Here is a 20593-nt window from a genome sequence, read left to right as displayed (position 1 = left end):
TCCCTATTATCTAGATACTTTAAGTCCTTTAGGTATAATCCATTTTTCAACTAGTGAAAGTAAGAAGTCTACGATGAGCGCAAGTAATGTAACTAACACAGCTGCACTCACAATCATGTATGGGTTATAAAGGTTTAACCCGTTGAATACGAAGTCTCCTAAACCTCCTGCACCGACATAACTCGCAAGTGTAGCCCAACTGATAACGTAAACGGAAGATAAGCGAATCCCGCTTAAAATCATTGGTAACGCTAGTGGTAATTCGATATCTTTCATCAGTTGAAAGCGTGTCATCCCCATACTGATTGCTGCATCTTTCACGTTACGATCGATATTTTGGACACCTAACACTGTATTATTCAACATAGGTAATAAGACGTAAATGAAAAGTGCAATAATGGCAGGTGTTTTACCTACACCAAAGATTGGAATCATCACTGCAAGCACTGCGAGTGTTGGAATCGTTTGGAGTACACCTGCAATCGTGAGCACGATGCTAGATGTACGCTTCAATTTCGATAACATAATACCAATCGGCACTGAGACCACAACAGCGATAATCAGTGCAATGACTGATATATAAAAGTGCTCAAGCATTTTCTCAAATAACTGTCCTGCATTTTCAGATAAGAATTGAATCATGTTTGCTCAACTCCTGATGCTTGTTGCGTCTCTTCCGTCGTTGATGCATCTTCACCCCAAATACTGTCGTAAACAATATCTACAAGGTTAGAACGTGTAATGAGTCCGAGTAATGTTTTTCCGTCTTCATCTACAACGGGTACGTTACGCACATTTCGTTTTAAAATGGTACGCATAGAATCTTGCAGTTTACTAGTCACATTGACGGTGTAAATATCACGTTGCATTGTATCAATCAGTTCTTTATTCGCGCGTAAACCTTGGTTGATATCTTCAATGTCAAGATAACCGAGTAAACGTTGTTGTTGATCGATGACAAAGATGGTATCCACGCGGCGTTCACGCATAATGCTTACTGCATCGTTTAAACTTTGATCTGCTTCAACAGTTACTGGTTTGATCATCGCATCTTCAACTGTACGGATATTTGGACGGTCTTGAATCAAACGATTTTGACCGATAAATTCACGCACGAAATCGTTCGCTGGCGCTCTTAAAATATTATCAGGTGTATCATACTGTATAATTTTCCCTTCAGACATAATACAAATTTTATCCGCGAGTTTGATTGCTTCATCCATATCATGTGTGACAAAAATAACTGTTTTCCCTAATTGTTGTTGTAATGATTTCACAAGGTCTTGTAATGTATCACGTGTGATTGGATCGAGTGCCCCAAATGGTTCGTCCATTAAAATGACATCTTGTTCTGCCGCTAAGGCACGTACAACACCAATACGTTGTTGTTGTCCACCAGAAAGTTGAGATGGATAACGATCCAAATAAGACTCAGGTAAATCAACCAATTTAATTAGCTCTTTAGCTTTTTTATCTTTCTTTTCCTGAGACCATTTCAATAATTTAGGTACTAACACAATATTTTCCTTAATGGTCATATGTGGCATTAATCCGATTTGTTGGATGACATAACCGATACTTCTGCGTAACGCAACCGGATTCATGTTACGCACATCTTTACCATCCATCGTAATTTGTCCCTCAGTCGCTTCAATCATACGATTAATCATTCTTAAAGCCGTCGTTTTCCCGCTGCCACTCGTCCCAATAAAAGCGACAAACGAGCCATTTTCAATGTCGATTGAAATATTGTCGACTGCTTTTTTACCCCCTGCATACACTTTGGATAAATTCTTTATACTTAACATGTCTCAAATCCTTTCTATTCAACATTTTAAAATTCACCTTGCATTGGGGAGCGGTGCGATACCGCTTACAAGGTAGATCGATAGGTTTATTTAAGGCACAGTTATCTGTCCCATGGGTGCCGTAACCTCTTCTATCTATTTTGAACTATTCAGCGATAAAGTCAAATGTATACTAAATTAAAATGTAATAAAGTATGACTTTAATTCTTAGAAAGTATATTCAAATAATTTTTTGAACATATTTGACTCGGTAAAGCGACATAAGCTTTTTTGTGAATATAACAAAATAAAAAACTCAAAAGTTAGTGCGCGTATGTGCGCTGACTTTTGAGTTTCTGATGTATGTAGTGTTATTTATCATGCATGCCTTTTCCATCTAATATATGAGGAATATATTTTTCTACACGCTGTTGTCTTGTGCTTTCTCGTTTAGCTTGACCAACGTGTAAAATATATTGGCGTTGTCTGCCTGGCGTAAGTTGTTCGAAAGCAGTTTTCAGTTCGGGTCGAGCAACGAGCTCTCGTTGTAACTCTATGGGCATATCAAAGTCTTCTGTTCGTTTCATTGGTACCTTTTCACCAGATGCTTCTACGCGTATTGCCTCACCGATATACCATTCAATCTCTGCTTTACGCTGTTCAATTTCGGCCAAACTTTCAAAACGTAATTGACGTGCTGCTTGTACATTTTTCGTCTGTTGTATTAATGATTCATAACGATCTTTCATCAATACACCTTTTTCGAATAATAGTGCAACATAGTGTTTAAACTCTTGGATAATGACCACGTTTTTCCCATTGTATGTATAACAAGGATGTTTCCACTTAAATGTTTCTGTTAACTCATTGCCGTTTACAATATTACGCAACAATACAATTTCATCTTGCCACTTTTTCAGCTGCGCAATATATTCATTGACTTCTTCATTCAATTGTTGTTCCACAATGCGACCTCTCTTCACCGTATATTTTAGGCAATTATATCACATTTCATATTTTTATTATTTATGACTTCCAGTAAATATATTATAATATGATTATGTAATTAATAATGGTTATCATTCTCTATTAGAAATACTTATATAACTTTTCTATTTATCCAACTGAATTATGGTATGATTATTTCAAAAAATTCAGATAAATATTACATCCTTTGATTTTCAACTAGGAGGCCTGTAGATGCAAAACGACACATTATGGTTAACTATCATTGGCATTCTCATCATTGGCTCTATCGTTGGGTTATTGATCGCTAAACGCATTAGTCCAATCGTTGGTATGATCTTGATTCCAAGTATGGGTGCATTGTTACTCGGTTATCATATTGGTGATTTAGTAAGCTTTTTTAACAGTGGACTCGAGCGGGTCATTAATGTCGTGCTCATGTTCATTTTCGCTATTATCTTCTTTGGCATCATGTCAGATAGTGGTTTATTTAAACCTTTAATTAAGCGATTAATCATTTTAACGAGAGGAAATGTTGTTGTGGTCAGTATCGTGACAGCATTGGTCGGAATGTTTGCGCAACTTGATGGTGCCGGCGCAACGACGTTTTTACTGTCAATTCCAGCCTTGCTTCCGTTATATAAAGCACTCAACATGAATCGTTACTTATTACTGCTGATTCTTGGATTAAGCGCAGCATTGATGAACATGATACCATGGGGTGGCCCGATGGCAAGAACCGCTTCAGTTATCAAAGCAGATAATGTCAATCAGCTGTGGTATGGCATTTTACCCGTTCAACTCATCGGCTTTGTACTCATCTTAGTCTTTGCCACATTCCTAGGATTTAGAGAACAACAACGCATCCGTAAAGCCGTACAAGCTGGTGAAGTGACCAACTTAGAAAACTTGAACATTAACCGTATGATTGCACAATACGAACACGATCAAGATATTAACTTTCCAGTGCGTGGTCGTGCTAAACAACATCCAAGTATTTTGTGGATGAATGCGATTCTCACTATCACCATCATCGCAGTCATGTTGCTTGATATCGCACCACCCGAGTTCGCCTTTATGATTGGTGTAGCACTTGCGCTAATTATTAATTTCGGTGATGTAGATGAACAAAGGAATCGTTTAAAAGCACATGCGCCTAATGCTTTAATGATGGCAGCGGTCATCATCGCTGCTGGGATGTTCCTCGGTGTGTTGAACGAAACAGGCATGCTTAAAGCGATTGCGGTGAATTTTATTAAAATTATTCCAGATGCTGTAGGACCCTATATTCATATCATCGTCGGGATTTTCGGTGTACCTTTAGATTTATTAACTAGTACCGATGCCTATTACTTTGCATTACTCCCCGTCGTTGAACAAACGGCCAGTCAGTTTGGTATTCCTAGCGTATCGACCGCCTACGCTATGATTATCGGTAATATTGTCGGTACCTTCGTGAGTCCATTTTCCCCCGCATTATGGCTTGCAGTCGGTTTAGCAGAAGCCAACATGGGCACTTACATTAAATATGCCTTTTTCTGGATCTGGGGCTTTGCCATTGTACTCCTATTCATTGCAGTACTCATCGGCGTCGTCACAATCTAGTATTGTATAAAAAAGCGATGTCACGTAATCAAGTCATTCATACTTTATTCACGTCACATCGCTTTAACCTCTTTTTTATTTTTTGCTTTAAAATCAATCCATTCATCGCATGTGCTGTCTTTATTATTTTGTTGTCGCTTGATAATGACGGACATTTTTCAAGCTGATCACAAGTAATAACGCTAATAATGCAATACCTGCACTAAAATAAGTCGTCGTAAAGACATTTAAATGAGAGACGACAAGACCACCTATCATGCCTCCAACACCAATGCCCGCATTTAAACTAGACATGTTCCAACTCATCACTTGGCTCGTGTCCCCTTCTACGTGTTCAATGAGACCACTTTGGACTGCTGGATTTGTACTCCACTGCATCAAGTTCCAAATAAAGATAATGATGAGCAATGTCACACTAAGTGAAAGGAACCAGTTTAAAATACCAACTGAAATCATGAAACAAGTAACCGCAACGAGTAACCATCTTTTACTTGTAAATCGATCCGATAAGAAACCACCCATGGATGTACCAATGACACCAGCTACACCATTAATTAACAATGCGACTGAGACAAATGCTAAACTATGACCGCTATTTAACATCAGTGGATTGATATAAATAAATGTGATGGAATTGGCAACCAATAATAAGAACGTAATGATAATATATTTTGTCACCTCAGCAGGACGCAAGATGCGTGAAGGCGCCTCTGCTTTTTCACTGTCATTTGTTACAGGTTGCGCAGCGGCTTGATATGTATTTAATTCTCTCACTGAAGGAAGATGGATAAGCATGAGGAGCCCTGCTAACACACTCACACTGACAATAAATACGAAGGTGAAACGCCAACCGATGAAGTCTCCAATAATCGTACCAATTGGAACACCTAGTACATTTGCCCCGCTAAAACCTGAATAGACAATGCCGAGCATTTTCCCTCTATTTTGTGGGGTTGTGAGTAGTGTCGTTAATGCCAATGTTTTAACGACGATGAGTGAAGCGGCAGCAGAAGATAAAATCCGACCTATCACTAATATGGTGAAGTTAGGCGCCACCGCGATGATTAAATTACCAATCGCGAACACTAATAATGTATAAAGTAATACATATCTCGGTGAATAACGCTCCGTTAATTTAACTAAAATCGGTCCCGAAATCGCAAACGTAATCGCATAAATCGTGATCAATTGACCAATCACTGCTTCAGATATATGTAAATCGGCACTCATTAAATTCATGATTCCTGCAACCATCATCTCTACCATGCCGACGATAAAGACACTCAAGATGAAAGTGATTGTTCTCATCACTGTCATACGTTTCACTCCTTTATGTTTCTCTAGTAACCCTATTATAAAACAACTGTTTATTCTTAAAATAATAAAACACTTTATCCAATTAATACAACCTTATTTTTATAAAAAGAATGAGCCGTTGACCCTTTAAAGGATCAAACGACTCAATAAAATCTATCTTCTACGCATTAAGCTTTAATATGTTTAGGTATAATCACATAAGCTGAAAGTACACCGATTAACATCAAGATGACACCAAACCAAAACGCACCTGATGCGGCTGCACTCATTGTGAAGAAGTTTTGGAAGATTGTATATAGCGTAGGAACGAGCGCTAAACCAAATGCGCCGCCTAACGTTGCCCCCATTTTATATAAGCCTGTTGCGAAACTGACTTTTTCTTGCGGCATGTTAAAGATTGCAATCGTAAGTCCTGGTGTCGCGACAAGACCTGTACCAATCGCACAGATGACGAAACCAATTGTGACGACGGCGATATAAATCGGTTGCGGTAAGAATGTCATACTGATGAGTACCACACCAATCGCTGGGAAAAGCGGTCCTGCGATTAACATATTTTTACCACCATAAATATTGATTGCTTTTTCACCGATACGTACCATCACAATCGCCATGATGACATACGGCACAGTCACTAAACCTGTTTGAACTTCACTCATGCCAAATGCTTGTTGTGCGTACATGTTGAACACCACGGTTGTCCCTATACCTGTGTTAACAATAAAGTTATTCAACGTTGAACCCATAAATGCTCTATTTTTAAGAATACTGAAATCGATAAATGGGTGACGTAATTTACGTTCAAAAAAGTAAAGTACGACGAATGAAAGGATGGCAATCACTAGTAATGATAGTGTTAAGATACTAAGTAAACCAAATTGAAGGCCTTCAGTTAAGAGCACATTAATACTCATAATAAAAATCGCAAATACGACCATACCGAAATAGTCAAATTTTCGTGTTTCTACAGTGACTTTGTTTTCTTTCACTCGACTTAAAATGACAAGGGCAATCACTGAAATGATAATAGAAATGATAAAGTTAGCTTGCCAGTTTAAGAAAACTGAGATGGCGCCCCCTACAACAGAAGCGAAACCTACACCCCCTACTGTCACAATCATGAGATAGCTTAACGCTTTTCTTAAGTTTTCTTCTTCAAATTGTGTAGACAATAGACCGACTGTTGCAGGTAATAAAATGGCTGCAGAGAGCCCTTGGAACACACGTCCAATCAATAAAAATGCGGTTAAAGGCGTCACGATTAATAAAATACAACCGATAATATTGAGTAGTAACCCTATGATGACTAATTTCAAATTACCGATGCGATCCGCCACATCTCCCGCTAGAACCATCAATAATCCAGTCGTAAATGATACGAGACTGATGGCTAAGTTTAACGTTGAATCTGATATATTAAATGTCTGTTGAACACTTCCACCAATATTGACGAACGACTGCGCAAAAAGCCAATACGTCAACACTGCGAGACAGACGGCTAAGACGAGTTTACCGTCATATCTTTTATGTCCTTTATCCATAATGTAAGACTCCTTTAGTGAGAATTTTAATTGATAACCGTTATCAATTAAATAACATTTTAGCACGTTTTGATGTGAATCACTATATAGATTTACATAAAAATATGCAGGTTATTGAAGCAACTTCACCCCTGTTAAATAAGGGTTTGTGCTTACCTTCACTATGGGAGTAGCTGGTTTGAATTAAGATGTCGTTTTCTAGCTGAATAGATGTCTGAACAAACACAAACGAATTTCTAAATAACGTCGCATGCACACATGCTTCTTATCTTAAAACAATAGAATCGAAATAAATGAAATACAGTTATTGAGTGCATGGAAAGTAAATGATGCTGCGATATTTTTGCCTGATTTAAAGTAGACAAATACCATTCCCAACGACATAATCAAATACGTTCCAATTTCAAATGGAGAACTAGCCCCTAAACAATGCGCCCCTGCGAATATTACGACTGATAAAATGCCTGCAATCACATATGTAATTCGTTTACCGAGTTCGTGAATGATGATATGTCTAAAGAGTAATTCTTCCATCATAGGTGTAACGATGACGATATCTAAAAACAGAATAGGTAAGAGCCAATTATTTTGAAACATCTCAAGAATTAATTGTTGGTTCTCTGTTTCTTCATAACTTAACGATTCAGGTAAAAATTGCACTAACCATTCGTAAATGTTTTCAAGCGTCAAAACGACCACAAACGTGAGTACAATCATTAAAATATAGGGTTTAACTTCCTTAAATCGTTGTTTCGTCACTTGCATCAAATGATGCTGTGTATGCATTAAATAAAATGATAATAAGATAAGTATATTTGCTGTGAGTCCACCCACTACTGTAACAGTGTTCTCGCTGAATAATCCCCCTGGATAGAGGATTAAATTGGCGATAAACAAAATAAAAATGACCACAAATGGTATGATCAAATAAATAGGCCACAACCAGAAATCACGCTTCATCATTGATTGCTGTTGCCAAGCACTAAGTTGTTGATTATCTGACTCATGATTATGTGTCTCGTTATTTGGCATGCGACAACTCCCTTTCAAAAATGTAATAACAATATAACACGATTTAGCGCGATTATCTATGTTACATCGTTAGTTATGCTGGTTTAAGTATATGTTTTATTTATGTATACCACAATATTTCTTCTTGCCTGAATTTAATGTACTCATACTAAAAGTTTTTTGACTTTTCTATAAAAATAGAGGTTAAAAGAAGCAAATTTCATAACTACCAACATTTTTAATGCTAAAATGTCACTTATATAACAAATGAGGAGGTTCTTTACGTGACAAATTCAATTGATTTATTGAAATCATTATCTCAAACTGATGGCATTGCTGGACATGAACATTATGTCAAAGCATTAATGCATGATTACTTGTCACCTGTCAGTGATGAAATCGTTGAAGATCAATTAGGTGGCATCTATGGTAAAAGAAATGCCACAAACGGGTCAAGATCACTTATGGTTACAGGTCACTTAGATGAAGTTGGCTTTATCATTACTTACATTGATAAAAATGGCTTTATTCGCTTTACTACAGCAGGTGGCTGGTGGAGCCAAGTAATGCTATCTCAAAAAGTGACCATCACAACTGAAGACGGTAAAAAAATCAGAGGTATTATCGGTTCAAAACCACCTCATGTGCTTTCTCAAAAAGAACGTAATCAAACGGTAGATATTAAAGAAATGTTTATCGATATCGGCGCAAAAGATAAAGCAGAAGTTGAAGCACTTGGCATTGAAGTCGGCAACATGGTGACACCGTATAGTGAATTTGAAACATTAGCGAACGATCAATACATCACATCAAAAGCATTTGATAACCGGTATGGTTGTGCACTTGCTGTAGATGTCTTAAATAATCTTAAAGATGAATCCATTGATATCAACCTCTATTCTGGTGCAGACGTTCAAGAAGAAGTAGGCCTACGTGGTGCGAAAGTTGCTGCTCAAACTGTAAAACCAGACTTAGCACTTGCGATAGACGTTGCAATTTCATATGACACGCCAGGTTTATCTGGACAATTAAGCGACACCAAACTTGGAGATGGTCCAGTTGGAATTATTATGGACTCCTCTAACATTGGTCATACGGGTTTAATTAAACAAATTAAAAAAGTTGCCAAAGCACATAACATCCCTGTTCAATGGGATTCAACTATAGGCGGTGGAACAGATGCCGGTAGCATACACGTAGCAAACGAAGGTATCCCTACCTTATCTTTAGGTATTGCTTTACGATACATGCATTCTAATGTTTCAGTCATCCATACCGAAGACTATAAACGTTCAGTAGAACTCGTTACAGAATTCGTGAAATCACTCAATGACGAGGTTGTAGAAAAAATAATTTGGTAAAAAAAAGCATGGAGAATGCGGTTAAGATTTGAGCAAAAACAAATGATGAGCAAAACTGATTTTGAGTTTTGTCGAATCATGCGTTTTTTGCCGAGAATCTTGCATTCGGAATGCCGTCTATGTAAGCGACACTTAGCGGTTAGGAATTGAGCAGATCGGAGCGATGCGCAAAAGTGTTCTTCAAGTTTTGTCGAATCAATCCTTGCAGGAGCGGGACATGAAATGAATTATTTCTGTCCTGCTCTTTTTTATCTTACTTCTCCGCTTCAACAGCCCCTTTATTAAAACATAATCCCCAATTTTCAACCCCGACATAAAAAGTGTGACAAAGTTATTGAATTTTCTTGCAATCATACATGTCAAATCGCGCGTAATCATGTAAAATAAAAGTAGTAGGAAATCACTTATTCCTCAGATGATTTAGGAGGTTCAATTTAATGGAACGCTTAGGATTAATAGACATTGGCTCAAATACGATCAGACTTGTTATTTTCGAATTTGATCATGATACAGGTTTGAATGAAATATTAAACATCAAGACACCCGCAAGATTAAGCCAATACTTAGATGACGATTTAGCCATGACAGATGACGGTATTCAGGTTTTAAAAGAAACATTACATAGCTTCAAATATGTCGCAAAGCAATTTGAAGTCGAACAACTCCACCCTATCGCCACTGCAGCCATTCGTCAGTCTACCAACCGCAAAGACATCGTAAAATACATCAAAAAACAACTAGATATTTCCATTCATATTATATCTGAAAGTGAAGAAGCTTTTTATGGCTTTTATGCGATTGCTCATACCACTGGCATCGACAACGGGATTTCTGTCGATATCGGCGGTGGCTCGACTGAAGTGACATTATTCGAAGATAAAGAATTAAAGGAATCTCATAGTTTTCCTTTCGGTGTCGTAACATTAAACCGCAAATTCTTTGACGGAAAGGACCACAACGATAAGTCAGCCATTAAAGATATGGAGAAATACTTAGCTAAACAATTCAAACAACTCGATTGGTTGGATGACCAAGAAGTCGCTCTAGTTGGTATTGGTGGCTCTGCGCGTAACGTCGCTCGCATTCATCAATCTGCACATGATTATCCAATCGGGGGCGTACATAACTACACGATGACAGAAGAAAGCATTCACGAAGTCTTTAACTTAATCAAAAAGAGCTCCCGCGATGATTTAAAAGATTTAGATGGCTTAAGCCGAGATCGTGTCGATATTATCTTACCAGCTGTTAGCGTGTTCAAAACGCTCTACAAACAAATCGACGCGAAACAATTCACTTTTTCACGCAAGGGATTACGCGAAGGCTACATCATGAAAATCATTAACGAACGTTATCCAAACGAATTCGATAAGTCTGAAATTAGACGTGATGCGTTACGTCATTTAGCCAATGAATATGGTGTAGAGGAAGCTAATGCGTATCAACGTATGAAACTAGCCCAATCTATCCTATCCCAAGTCCTAAACTTTAGTAAGTTAGAAATCAGCAATGATGAACAACAACTCTTTGAAGAAGCTGCATATCTGTATTACTTAGGTAGTTTTATAGACTCAGACTCTAGCTCACCCCATACATACTACCTTATTGCTAACTCCATGATCGATGGGTTCAAACATCATGATCGGGTGAAATTAGCACTACTCGCAAGTTTTAAAAATAAATCTCTACTCAAGTTTTACAGCCATGAAACAAAGTGGCTCAGCTCCAAAGATTTAGAACATCTACAAGCATTAGGTGGTTTCATTAAATTTGCCAATGCACTAAACACTTCGCATACTAATGCGGTCAACAAAGTGAAGTTAGAAGAAACAGACGATAAAGATTATACGTTGTATGTTTACTACCAAGGCGAACCGATTGCTGAAAAATACCAAGCACATAGACAGAAGAAACATATAGAAAAATGGTTGAAAGGCAAGCTGTCCATCGTTTTTACAAATTCTTAATATTTTTATGATATGTTAGCTATAGAGTAGCATGTAATTTAGACTATGAACGAGGTGTTGGAAGCTATATGCAAAATCAATTGGGAGATATGGATTTAAACAATCCGGAATATTACAACAACCGTGAATTGAGCTGGTTGGACTTTAATTTACGTGTGCTACAAGAAGCAAGTGATAAAACGAATCCATTATTGGAACAACTTAATTTTATCTCCATATTCAGCTCAAACTTAGATGAGTTCTTTATGGTACGTGTAGCTGGGTTAAAAGACCAAGTGAAATTAGGATTTGACAAACCTGAAAACAAAGCGCAACTCACACCACAAGAACAACTAGACAAAATCAAAGAGAAAAACACTAAATATGTCGACTTACAATATGAACGCTACAACGAGTTAGTTGACGAACTACACGAACACCAAGTTGATATTGTAAGACCCGAAGATTTACCTGAGTCATTACTTGAACAGTTAGAATCAGACTTCAAATTAAGCATCCTTCCTACTTTGACACCACTGGGTATCGATGCTTATCATCCGTTTCCAAAATTAAATAATAAAAGCCTCAATGTCTTTGTTGATATCGACACTGAAGATGCGATTAATTCAGCCATTGTACAAATCCCTTCATTAATCCCACGCTTTTTAGCATTAAATGAAGGCGATAAACAGTACATTGTTATGGTTGAAGATGTCATTACACATTTCATCAACTACTTATTCGCTGGTTTCGAAGTATTGAATACATTCACGTTCCGTATTACAAGAAACGCCGACTTAACGATTCATGAAGACGGGGCAGAAGATTTACTTATCGAAATCGAACGTTTCTTAAAAGAACGTAAAAGTGGTTCAGCCGTGCGTTTAGAAGTAGACGGCCGTACTGCAGAATACGACGATATCGCATGGATTGCTAATCAACTTGAAGTTGATGAAAAAGATGTCTACTTCTTAGATGGCCCACTCGATTTAACAATGCTTTCTGATTTAGTAGATCATCTATCACATAAATTAAATCATCTGACTTATGAAAAATATACACCACAAGTTCCACGTTCTTTAGGTAATCATGATGTCTATGATTTATCATTACAACGTGATATTTTCTTCCACCATCCATACGAATCATTCGAACCGATTGTTGACTTCATCCGTGAAGCAGCAGATGATCCAAATACAATTGCGATTAAACAAACGTTATATCGTGTAAGTAAAGATTCACCGATCATCAATAGCTTAAAAGAAGCAGCTGAAAAAGGTAAACAAGTCACAGTACTTGTAGAATTGAAAGCCCGCTTTGATGAAGAAAACAACGTTCACTGGGCACGTATGTTAGAAGATGCTGGATGTCACGTGATCTATGGTATGACACACCTAAAAACACACAGTAAAATCGCACTCGTTGTCAAACGTGTATCAAATCAACTCGTATCATTTGTTCACTTAGGTACAGGTAACTACAACGATAAAACGGCGAAACTGTACACTGACATGGGTCTCATTACTACAAACAAAGAAATCGCTGAAGATGCGATCAACTTCTTCAATTATCTCAGCGGTTATTCTGTAAAACCTGAGTACAACAAATTGATTGTTGCACCGTTTGATATCCGTGATGTGTTCATCTCACACATTGATGATGAAATTGAAGCACAGAAAAAATACGGTAACGGTAAAATCATCATGAAAATGAACTCACTTACAGATAAAGATATTATCTTGAAATTATTTGAAGCATCTCAAGCAGGCGTAAAAGTTCAAATGGTCATTCGTGGTATTTGTTGCTTGAAACCAGGTATTCCTGGTGTCAGTGAAAATATTGAAGTCGTTAGTGTGGTTGGACGTTTCTTAGAACACTCACGTATTTACTACTTCCACAATAACGGTAACGAACGCATTTACTTATCTTCTGCAGATGCGATGACACGTAATATGATTAAACGTGTGGAAATCTTATTCCCTGTTGAAGATCAAACGATTGCATCTCGCTTGTTAGATTACTTAAACCTTCAATTATCAGATAATCAAAAAGGTCGTTATCAAGATTCTTCAGGTAATTATCACTATGTCGATAATGATTTAGAACCTGTAAGTTCTCAAAATTACCTCATGGAATCAGCAATTGAATATGGCCAAAAATTAAAAAAAGAAGCTACACAACCCGCGGGTACACCCGTTCAATCCCGCAATAGCAACAGTTGGTTTGCGAGACTCAAAAATTCATTTAGAAAATAATGAGTCGTAAATCTTTAGCCACCTTAACTCGATGGGTTAAGGTGGCTTTTTTTATGTACGGAAAAATTTCAAATCATATTTGAATCCCCACATGACGATGCTGTGCAATGGGAATTGCGTGAAGCGGTACAACCACCAAGGTAGCTGGGGTTCAAAGTCGATCAACGCCGTATAAGCGGAGGGTTGTCCAACAACCCTATAAAAACGAAACGTCGCTCTCCCTGCGCATGATTGACTCACTAATATTCCTCCTGAGATCGTCAGCACTTGTTGAAAGGTTTGCTTACGTTCTATGTGCATGCGAATTAAATCCACATTAAACCCTTTCAAACGAAGCGTGACGCTAGTCTCATCCATCGAGACATCCACTAGTCCTAACGTCACTCGTGATAGATAATGAAAATATCGCTTCAACATGTGAAATCCATTCATTTCCACTGGCGCATTCAAATGCTGAATCGAGTGCACCTTTTTAGGATGTTGAAAAAGTTGAGACTTTCCATTTGTCTTCAACATAGATTTCGCCACACGATACATACGGAGATCAGTGTTTTGAAAGTCTTGTTCAAGATCACTCCCGTGGTGGACACATACTACTTTTTGAGATGACTCATGAGCGATTTGGGCAATAAGTGTAAGTTGGAGACGATGGATATCACGTTTTTTCCCTTGTAAGGTCCCTAGAGGTAACGCATCATCATTCACGAGATAGATGATTGTATCAAAAGTACATAGCGTGTCATAGTTAGTATGTAATACGTCGGTTTGTGATGCATGGCTCACACAGACGTTATGATGACGTCCTTCTAACGCGTATATTAACAGTTCCCCTATTTTACAAGCACCACCAATCATTAATATATGCATGACTTGTCTCCCTCCTTTTTGCAACCTTATTCGTATCGTTTTCCCGTCTCATTATAGCATCTTACGTATATCATTTAGACATTTCAGAAAATAGACACGCACATATCGCATAATTACGCTAAATACGATAAAATAGAACTATTCAAACTAACGGACATTTTTAGGCATGGAGGGATGAATACATGAAAGATTTTGAACAACGTGTAGAAGCTTTACGACAACAAAAAGCAAGAACTAGTTTTGATTTTCATTTTGACGAATTATATTCTGAAGACGAATGGTTAAGCATCTCAATGAAAGAACAAAAAGATTTAGAACGCGCATTTCGTAGCTACGTAGACAAAAGTAGTCAAATTCGGATTCCCGCTGAAAGTAAAGATAAAATTCGCTTCCGTATCTTCAACACACTTTATTCTTATAACGAAGTGAAAAAGAACTTTAAACAATATGTCATCTAATCATCATCAACATCGAAACAACAATAAAGCTACCCTAAGTTGTCACGTAGCAACTTGGGTAGCTTTTTGTCTATATTAAAATAAGGTCTCTCAAACATACTAAAGCCCACATACCACGAGGCAGAAGTATGCAGGCTTTCTGACTAAACAATAAATCATTATATAGGGCGTTTCAACATCATGAAAGGAAGTCATTTCTTCTTTCTGAAAATAGTTTGTTTAAGATGGCATTATGTTTAACTCTTAACGGGCATTTTTTGGAGTCCATAATGATAAATTCGTTCTGCATCTATATAACATATATAATCAATGCTTCGGTAACCATCTTTGAGGTCATTAATCACACCTTGGTTCACGCCTGTGTGACTGTGAATCTCATAGCTACTCTCATCAGAGAAAATAACTGCTTCTATAATTTCTCTCATCATAATCACTCCTGTTATCAGCTTTAATGATGCGATCCATTACATCTTTTATATTACAACGCTTAGTTCGAACTTTAAAGGGTTTTGTGATATATTTCACAAAAAAGTCACGATTCATTTCGACCCTTTCTGAAGCCCTTTATTTTACGAAAAATGAACAAAAAAAGAAGCAGCTTTACCTTTAGATAAAACCGCTTCAATCCTTCGATGATTTAATTATACAAATAAGCTGAGGAATAAAATAAATATGATACCTGAGACAGAAATAATCGTTTCAAGTAAGGACCATGTGAGGAAGGTTTCCTTCACTGTTAAGCCGAAGTATTCTTTGAACATCCAGAACCCCGCATCGTTAACGTGAGATAAGATAATACTACCTGCGCCAATTGCGAGCACAACGAGTGCCACATTAACGTCTGAGGCTTGTAGTAACGGAAGCACAATCCCTGTAGATGAAATGGCTGCAATCGTAGCTGAACCTAACGCAATACGTAAGACCGCAGCGACCATCCAAGCGAGTAAAATCGGTGACATGTGACTACCTTCGAATAACGTAGAGATTGTATCACCGACACCCCCATCGATAAGTACTTGTTTGAAGGTACCGCCACCACCGATGATGAGTAACATCATACCTATTGGATAAATGGCATTTGATACAGAATCCATGATGTCATTGAGCTTTCTACCTTGTTGAAGTCCCATAGAAAAGAGTGCAAACAGTACGGCAATCAACATGGCAGTCCCAGCTGAACCGATAAAGTACACGGCAGCTTCAAAGACGTTGGTCGCTTCATCGTGCCCAGTAATCAACTCTACAATCGTAGAAAATAACATTAAGATGACAGGCAAGATTGCCGTTAAGATACTTAAGCCAAAGCTAGGCATTTCGTCTTGAGTAAATTCTTTTTGTGCACCGATCGCTGAAATATCGCCTTCTCGGTTATAAGCAGTTGGTGTTAATTTTTCAGCTACTTTATTAAACATCGGGCCAGCAATGATTGTCACTGGAATTGCGATAATAATCCCAAACATTAAGACTTGTCCTAAATTTGCTTCCAATTCCTTAGCGATGACAACCGGGCCAGGATGCGGCGGTAAAAAGCCATGTGTGACTGACAATGCAACAACCATAGGTAAACCGAGTTTCAATTGAGAGACGTTTGCGCGTTTAGCAATAGTGAAAACGAGAGGAATTAACAGCACGAGTCCGACTTCAAAAAATAGCGCAATGCCGACGATAAACGCCGCAACAATCATTGCCCATTGCACATGTTTTAAGCCAAACTTATCAATCAACGTATCTGCAATACGCGTCGCGCCGCCTCCATCTGACAGCAATTTACCAAGAATGGCACCTAGTCCAAAGATTAACGCAATGTGGCCAAGGGTACTCCCCATCCCTTCTTCGACCGTATCAATGATTTGGTCGAGTGGCATACCTAAAATAATCGCTGTAACAACGGAGGTCACGATAAGCGCAATAAAAGTATTTAATTTGCAAAAGATAATTAGTACGAGTAATAACAGAACGCCAATTACGACGCTCGCGAGTGGCCAAATCGTTTCAAACATCATCCAACACTCCCTTAACTTAATAAATAAAAACATCGTCATGTATATTGGTATCGCTCATTCACTGTGACAGTTTCAACATTCCATGTGCGCTCGAGATGCGATTCACAAAGATGGTGATAAGGTCATCTCGATGATAGAAATAACTAACGATTAATGTGATGCATCATCATTCATGTGCTCGCGCTGAAACGCTGTGATTTGTGAAAATGGATCACTCAGAGAACGACTGAGATTAATGAAGATGGTCACGAGTTGTTGGTAACGATCGACCATTTCAGGATCAGGTTGATGCTGGTACGTACTCCCTACCATGTCTTCTACGACAGAGAAATCTTCAATATCACCGAGCGCTTTCATACCGAGGATACAAGCGCCTAAACATGAGCTTTCATAGCTCTCTGGTACGGTTAATTGCGTATCAAAAATATCTGCCATCATCTGACGCCACATTTCACTTTTCGCAAACCCACCTGTCGCTTTAATTTCAGATGGTACTTCATCCATCACTTCCACTAATGCGAGATAAACTGTATATAAGTTGTAAAGCACACCTTCTAACGCTGCACGAATCATATGTTCTTTTTTATGCGCTAACGTGAGTCCAAAATAAGTTCCTCGTGCATCTGGGTTCCATAACGGGGCACGCTCTCCAGAAAAATAAGGCAAAAAGATTAAACCATCAGAGCCTGGCGCAACACGTTTAGCGATCTGTGTGAGCACGTCATATGGATCTACACCTAGTCGACTGGCAGTTTCAACTTCGCTCGCTAGTATTTCATCTCTCAACCAGCGTAAAATCACGCCACCATTATTGACAGGTCCACCGATGACATAATGATCTTCTGTTAAGATATAACAAAAGATACGGCCTTTCTTATCCGTACGAGGTTCATCGATTACTGTCCGTATTGCACCAGATGTGCCGATAGTCACTGCGACTTCCCCTTGATGAAACGCATTAACACCTAAGTTTGCCAACACACCATCACTTGCACCAATCACGATCGGTGTATTCACATCAACACCCATTAAAGCGGCATAGCGATGTTTCATACCTGTTAAAACATGGGTCGTCGGTACAAGTTCAGGTAGCTGTTCCTTTGTGATACCTAATAAATGAAGCACATCTTTATCCCAATCAAGTTGTTCCAAATTAAAGAGTCCTGTCGCAGATGCCATAGAATAATCCATCATTTGTCGTTCAAACAACTGTGCTAAAATATAAGATTTTATATCTGTATACGTTGCAGCTTGTGCGTAAGTATCGGGTTGTTCATGTTTTAACCAAAAGATCTTTGATAATGGAGTCATCGGGTGAATCGGAGTCCCTGTACGCGCATAAATCGCTTGCCCGTCATGTTCATCATTGATTTTTTGTGCATATTGACTTGCGCGATTATCTGCCCATGTGATACTTTCTGTTAAACGATTATGATTGCTATCTAATACGATTAAACTATGCATTTGTGCACTGAATGCGATGAACTTAATATCTTCGGGGTGTAGCGACTGTGCACGAATGACATGTTTGACTGTCATCAATACCGCATCAAAAATTTCGTCAGGGTTCTCTTCTGATACATCTACATTTGGCGTGTGAAGTGGGTACTCAATACTATGCTTCGTTACATATTGTCCCTTATTGTCGTATAACACGGCTTTCGTACTCGTTGTACCGATATCTACGCCAATCATATATTTCATCTTCGATCTACCTCCTATAACTTACTGTGCTTTCCTTTTAACTTTATAACCAAAATCGTTCTACATCTTGTCCCACATCATCGAAGTTACGATGGAATGCTTGTTTTAACTGTGATGCATCATTTTCTGCAACTGCTGTAATGTATGCTTGGTGATTATTATGAATACGTTCAAAATCTTGTGGTTGTTGTTCCATCCGTTTGCGCATTGAAATTAATACGAGTGCTTCCATGATTGGTTTTAAATAATTCCAGAAAATCATTAAGTACGTATGGTCTGAAGCGATAATTAATGCTTCGTGAAAGCGAATGTCGTGTTCTGTAAATGTTTCTGCATCGTCAAACTGAACGGCTACTTTCATCATCGCTAACTGCTTTTGCATCTCACTTACCACTGCTTTACGGTCGACTTGTTGCAATCTCGTAAATGCGAAAGACTCTAACATAATACGTAAATCATAGAATTCTTTCTTTTCCTTGTCGTTAAATGACAACACTGTTGCGCCCATTCTTTCAAGTCGTACAAGCTTATCTTGTTGCAGTAATTTAAATGCATCCCGCACTGGAGAACGACTGACATTATAACGTTCAGCAATTTGGTTTTCAGTCAGATTTTCACCTGATCCAATTAAGCCCGCAACGATTTTTAACCTTAAATCTGCAGCAACCCCTTCCCCTTTCGATGCTTGCGCTAACCATTGCTCGGGATAATTTAAATCCATCGAGGAGCCTCCTCACTCTTATTTCAATTACCAGCCTTGTTAAAGTTGGTTAAAATATGTTGTTCAACTTGTATACAAGTATTCTAAACCGAAAACCAATTTAAAGCAAGCGCTTACATTTCCTGGAACCCCTTATCACTTCGGACCATAAAAAATGTGAGACAGCATTTCCATTTTAGGAAAACACTGCCTCACACTTCTTAATGCTTGTTATCTTCAGTTGTATCATCATAAACTTCTAAACAATATGTCTTCTCATGAGTAAAGGGAGACTTTAATTTTCTCGTTCTAGGTGTATGCGACGCTATTGTATAAGCCCAAAATGATGGTTTGAAAACCTGATTCGTTTTAGGACAGATGTAAGCGACACGTTTATAAATGTACCGTGTCAGCAAATATGCAACAGGAATTAATGCAAGAATAACTAGAACCATCACCCACCACTTTTTAAAAAAGAGACTTGCAATCAACCCTGCGCATTCGACTAAGCCTATTACAATTAAGATATAACCCACTTTTTGGTAAACATGTTTCAATTTTCCACGGGTTTGTGAGAAATGATGTAATTGTGGTAGAGCCTTTAAAGCATATTGGGGTTCATTCGATATAGTACCTTCCATCCATTTGATACGCGCCAACTTATTTTGTTGTTCGCTTACCGTTGACTCAATTTCTTGTCGCTGTCGTTTCAATGTTGATTTTAAAATATCCGTGTCGTCCTCCTCTGTTAAAATAACTTGAATATCTTTTAGTGAAAAAGAAAGTGACTTCAACACGAGAATTTGTTCAAGTTGCTTGCGCGCTGTATCGTTAAAAGATCTGTGTTTCGACTCGCCCTTCTGCGTTGAATGAATCAATCCTTTTTGATCATAATATTGAACGGTACGCACACTGACGCCACATAATTTAGCTAATTCACCCGTCGTATATGTACTCATTTTCATCACCTCGTCGTTTACGATAAAGTATCACGTTACGTCACATGCAACGCGTTCTACCAAATTTTTTAAAAATTATTTAGAGAAGACTGCGGTGTGTCTAACCTTTCATA

At 38.1% G+C, this 20593-nt stretch carries 17 protein-coding genes; 5 read left to right on the top strand and 12 right to left on the bottom strand.

Going from position 1 to position 20593, the window contains the following annotated elements:
• Nucleotides 1–6 precede the first annotated feature (6 nt).
• The 3 genes from APS80_RS06330 to APS80_RS06320 form a co-directional block, all read right to left on the bottom strand.
• Nucleotides 7–642 (bottom strand): ABC transporter permease, encoded by a 636-nt coding sequence (locus tag APS80_RS06330; protein WP_059107438.1) that lies wholly within the window; start codon nucleotides 640–642, stop codon nucleotides 7–9.
• Entirely contained in the window at nucleotides 639–1808 is a 1170-nt protein-coding gene (locus APS80_RS06325) for a betaine/proline/choline family ABC transporter ATP-binding protein (protein WP_059107437.1), read from the bottom strand. Before APS80_RS06325 ends, APS80_RS06330 begins: the two co-directional genes overlap by 4 nt.
• Before the next feature lie 350 nt (nucleotides 1809–2158).
• Nucleotides 2159–2755 carry a YdeI/OmpD-associated family protein gene (locus APS80_RS06320; RefSeq protein WP_083498186.1) on the bottom strand — a complete coding sequence of 199 codons (597 nt, stop codon included), beginning with the start codon at nucleotides 2753–2755 and terminating at the stop codon, nucleotides 2159–2161.
• A gap of 232 nt (nucleotides 2756–2987) precedes the next feature.
• On the opposite strand from APS80_RS06320, the gene APS80_RS06315 reads away from it, so the two are divergent.
• Entirely contained in the window at nucleotides 2988–4358 is a 1371-nt protein-coding gene (locus tag APS80_RS06315; protein WP_059107435.1) for a CitMHS family transporter, read from the top strand.
• Nucleotides 4359–4481: 123 nt separating this feature from the next.
• On the opposite strand, the gene APS80_RS06310 is transcribed toward APS80_RS06315, so the two are convergent.
• The 3 genes from APS80_RS06310 to APS80_RS06300 form a co-directional block, all read right to left on the bottom strand.
• A complete protein-coding gene (locus APS80_RS06310) occupies nucleotides 4482–5675 on the bottom strand; it encodes an MFS transporter (RefSeq protein WP_059107434.1) in 1194 nt (397 codons plus the stop codon).
• 167 nt (nucleotides 5676–5842) lie between these two features.
• A complete protein-coding gene (locus APS80_RS06305; RefSeq protein WP_059107433.1) occupies nucleotides 5843–7216 on the bottom strand; it encodes an MFS transporter in 1374 nt (457 codons plus the stop codon).
• 270 nt (nucleotides 7217–7486) lie between these two features.
• The gene (locus APS80_RS06300; protein WP_059107432.1) at nucleotides 7487–8248 is read right to left on the bottom strand and encodes a CPBP family intramembrane glutamic endopeptidase; all 762 of its coding nucleotides are present in this window, start codon (nucleotides 8246–8248) and stop codon (nucleotides 7487–7489) included.
• Between the two features lie 263 nt (nucleotides 8249–8511).
• On the opposite strand from APS80_RS06300, the gene APS80_RS06295 reads away from it, so the two are divergent.
• The 3 genes from APS80_RS06295 (at nucleotide 8512) to APS80_RS06285 (ending at nucleotide 13789) form a co-directional block, all read left to right on the top strand.
• Complete coding sequence (locus tag APS80_RS06295; RefSeq protein WP_059107431.1) at nucleotides 8512–9588, top strand: M42 family metallopeptidase; 1077 nt, start codon at nucleotides 8512–8514, stop codon at nucleotides 9586–9588.
• Nucleotides 9589–10025: 437 nt separating this feature from the next.
• Nucleotides 10026–11555, top strand: a complete 1530-nt coding sequence (gene ppx, locus APS80_RS06290; protein WP_059107430.1) for an exopolyphosphatase — start codon at nucleotides 10026–10028, stop codon at nucleotides 11553–11555.
• Nucleotides 11556–11623: 68 nt separating this feature from the next.
• Nucleotides 11624–13789: an RNA degradosome polyphosphate kinase gene (locus APS80_RS06285; RefSeq protein WP_059107429.1), complete on the top strand. Its 2166-nt coding sequence runs from the start codon at nucleotides 11624–11626 to the stop codon at nucleotides 13787–13789.
• Nucleotides 13790–13840: 51 nt separating this feature from the next.
• On the opposite strand, the gene APS80_RS06280 is transcribed toward APS80_RS06285, so the two are convergent.
• Nucleotides 13841–14656, bottom strand: a complete 816-nt coding sequence (locus APS80_RS06280; protein WP_059107428.1) for a hypothetical protein — start codon at nucleotides 14654–14656, stop codon at nucleotides 13841–13843.
• 182 nt (nucleotides 14657–14838) lie between these two features.
• Here APS80_RS06280 and APS80_RS06275 point away from each other — a divergent pair, with 182 nt between their 5' ends.
• Complete coding sequence (locus APS80_RS06275) at nucleotides 14839–15114, top strand: DUF1413 domain-containing protein (RefSeq protein WP_059107427.1); 276 nt, start codon at nucleotides 14839–14841, stop codon at nucleotides 15112–15114.
• Nucleotides 15115–15350: 236 nt separating this feature from the next.
• On the opposite strand, the gene APS80_RS06270 is transcribed toward APS80_RS06275, so the two are convergent.
• From APS80_RS06270 to APS80_RS06250, 5 genes are all read right to left on the bottom strand, one after another.
• Nucleotides 15351–15539, bottom strand: a complete 189-nt coding sequence (locus APS80_RS06270) for a hypothetical protein (protein ID WP_059107426.1) — start codon at nucleotides 15537–15539, stop codon at nucleotides 15351–15353.
• A 216-nt stretch (nucleotides 15540–15755) separates the two neighbouring features.
• Nucleotides 15756–17114, bottom strand: a complete 1359-nt coding sequence (locus tag APS80_RS06265) for a gluconate:H+ symporter (protein ID WP_059107425.1) — start codon at nucleotides 17112–17114, stop codon at nucleotides 15756–15758.
• A gap of 153 nt (nucleotides 17115–17267) precedes the next feature.
• Nucleotides 17268–18821: a gluconokinase gene (gene gntK, locus APS80_RS06260; RefSeq protein ID WP_059107424.1), complete on the bottom strand. Its 1554-nt coding sequence runs from the start codon at nucleotides 18819–18821 to the stop codon at nucleotides 17268–17270.
• Nucleotides 18822–18864: 43 nt separating this feature from the next.
• Complete coding sequence (locus tag APS80_RS06255) at nucleotides 18865–19542, bottom strand: GntR family transcriptional regulator (RefSeq protein WP_059107423.1); 678 nt, start codon at nucleotides 19540–19542, stop codon at nucleotides 18865–18867.
• A gap of 200 nt (nucleotides 19543–19742) precedes the next feature.
• On the bottom strand, nucleotides 19743–20480 hold the full coding sequence (locus tag APS80_RS06250) for a MerR family transcriptional regulator (protein ID WP_059107422.1): 738 nt from the start codon (nucleotides 20478–20480) through the stop codon (nucleotides 19743–19745).
• Nucleotides 20481–20593: the final 113 nt, after the last annotated feature.

The sequence above is a fragment of the Staphylococcus auricularis genome (assembly GCF_001500315.1).
GTDB lineage: Bacteria > Bacillota > Bacilli > Staphylococcales > Staphylococcaceae > Staphylococcus > Staphylococcus auricularis.
Note: the sequence above shows the minus strand (reverse complement) of the source record. Positions and strands in the feature narration are given on the sequence as shown.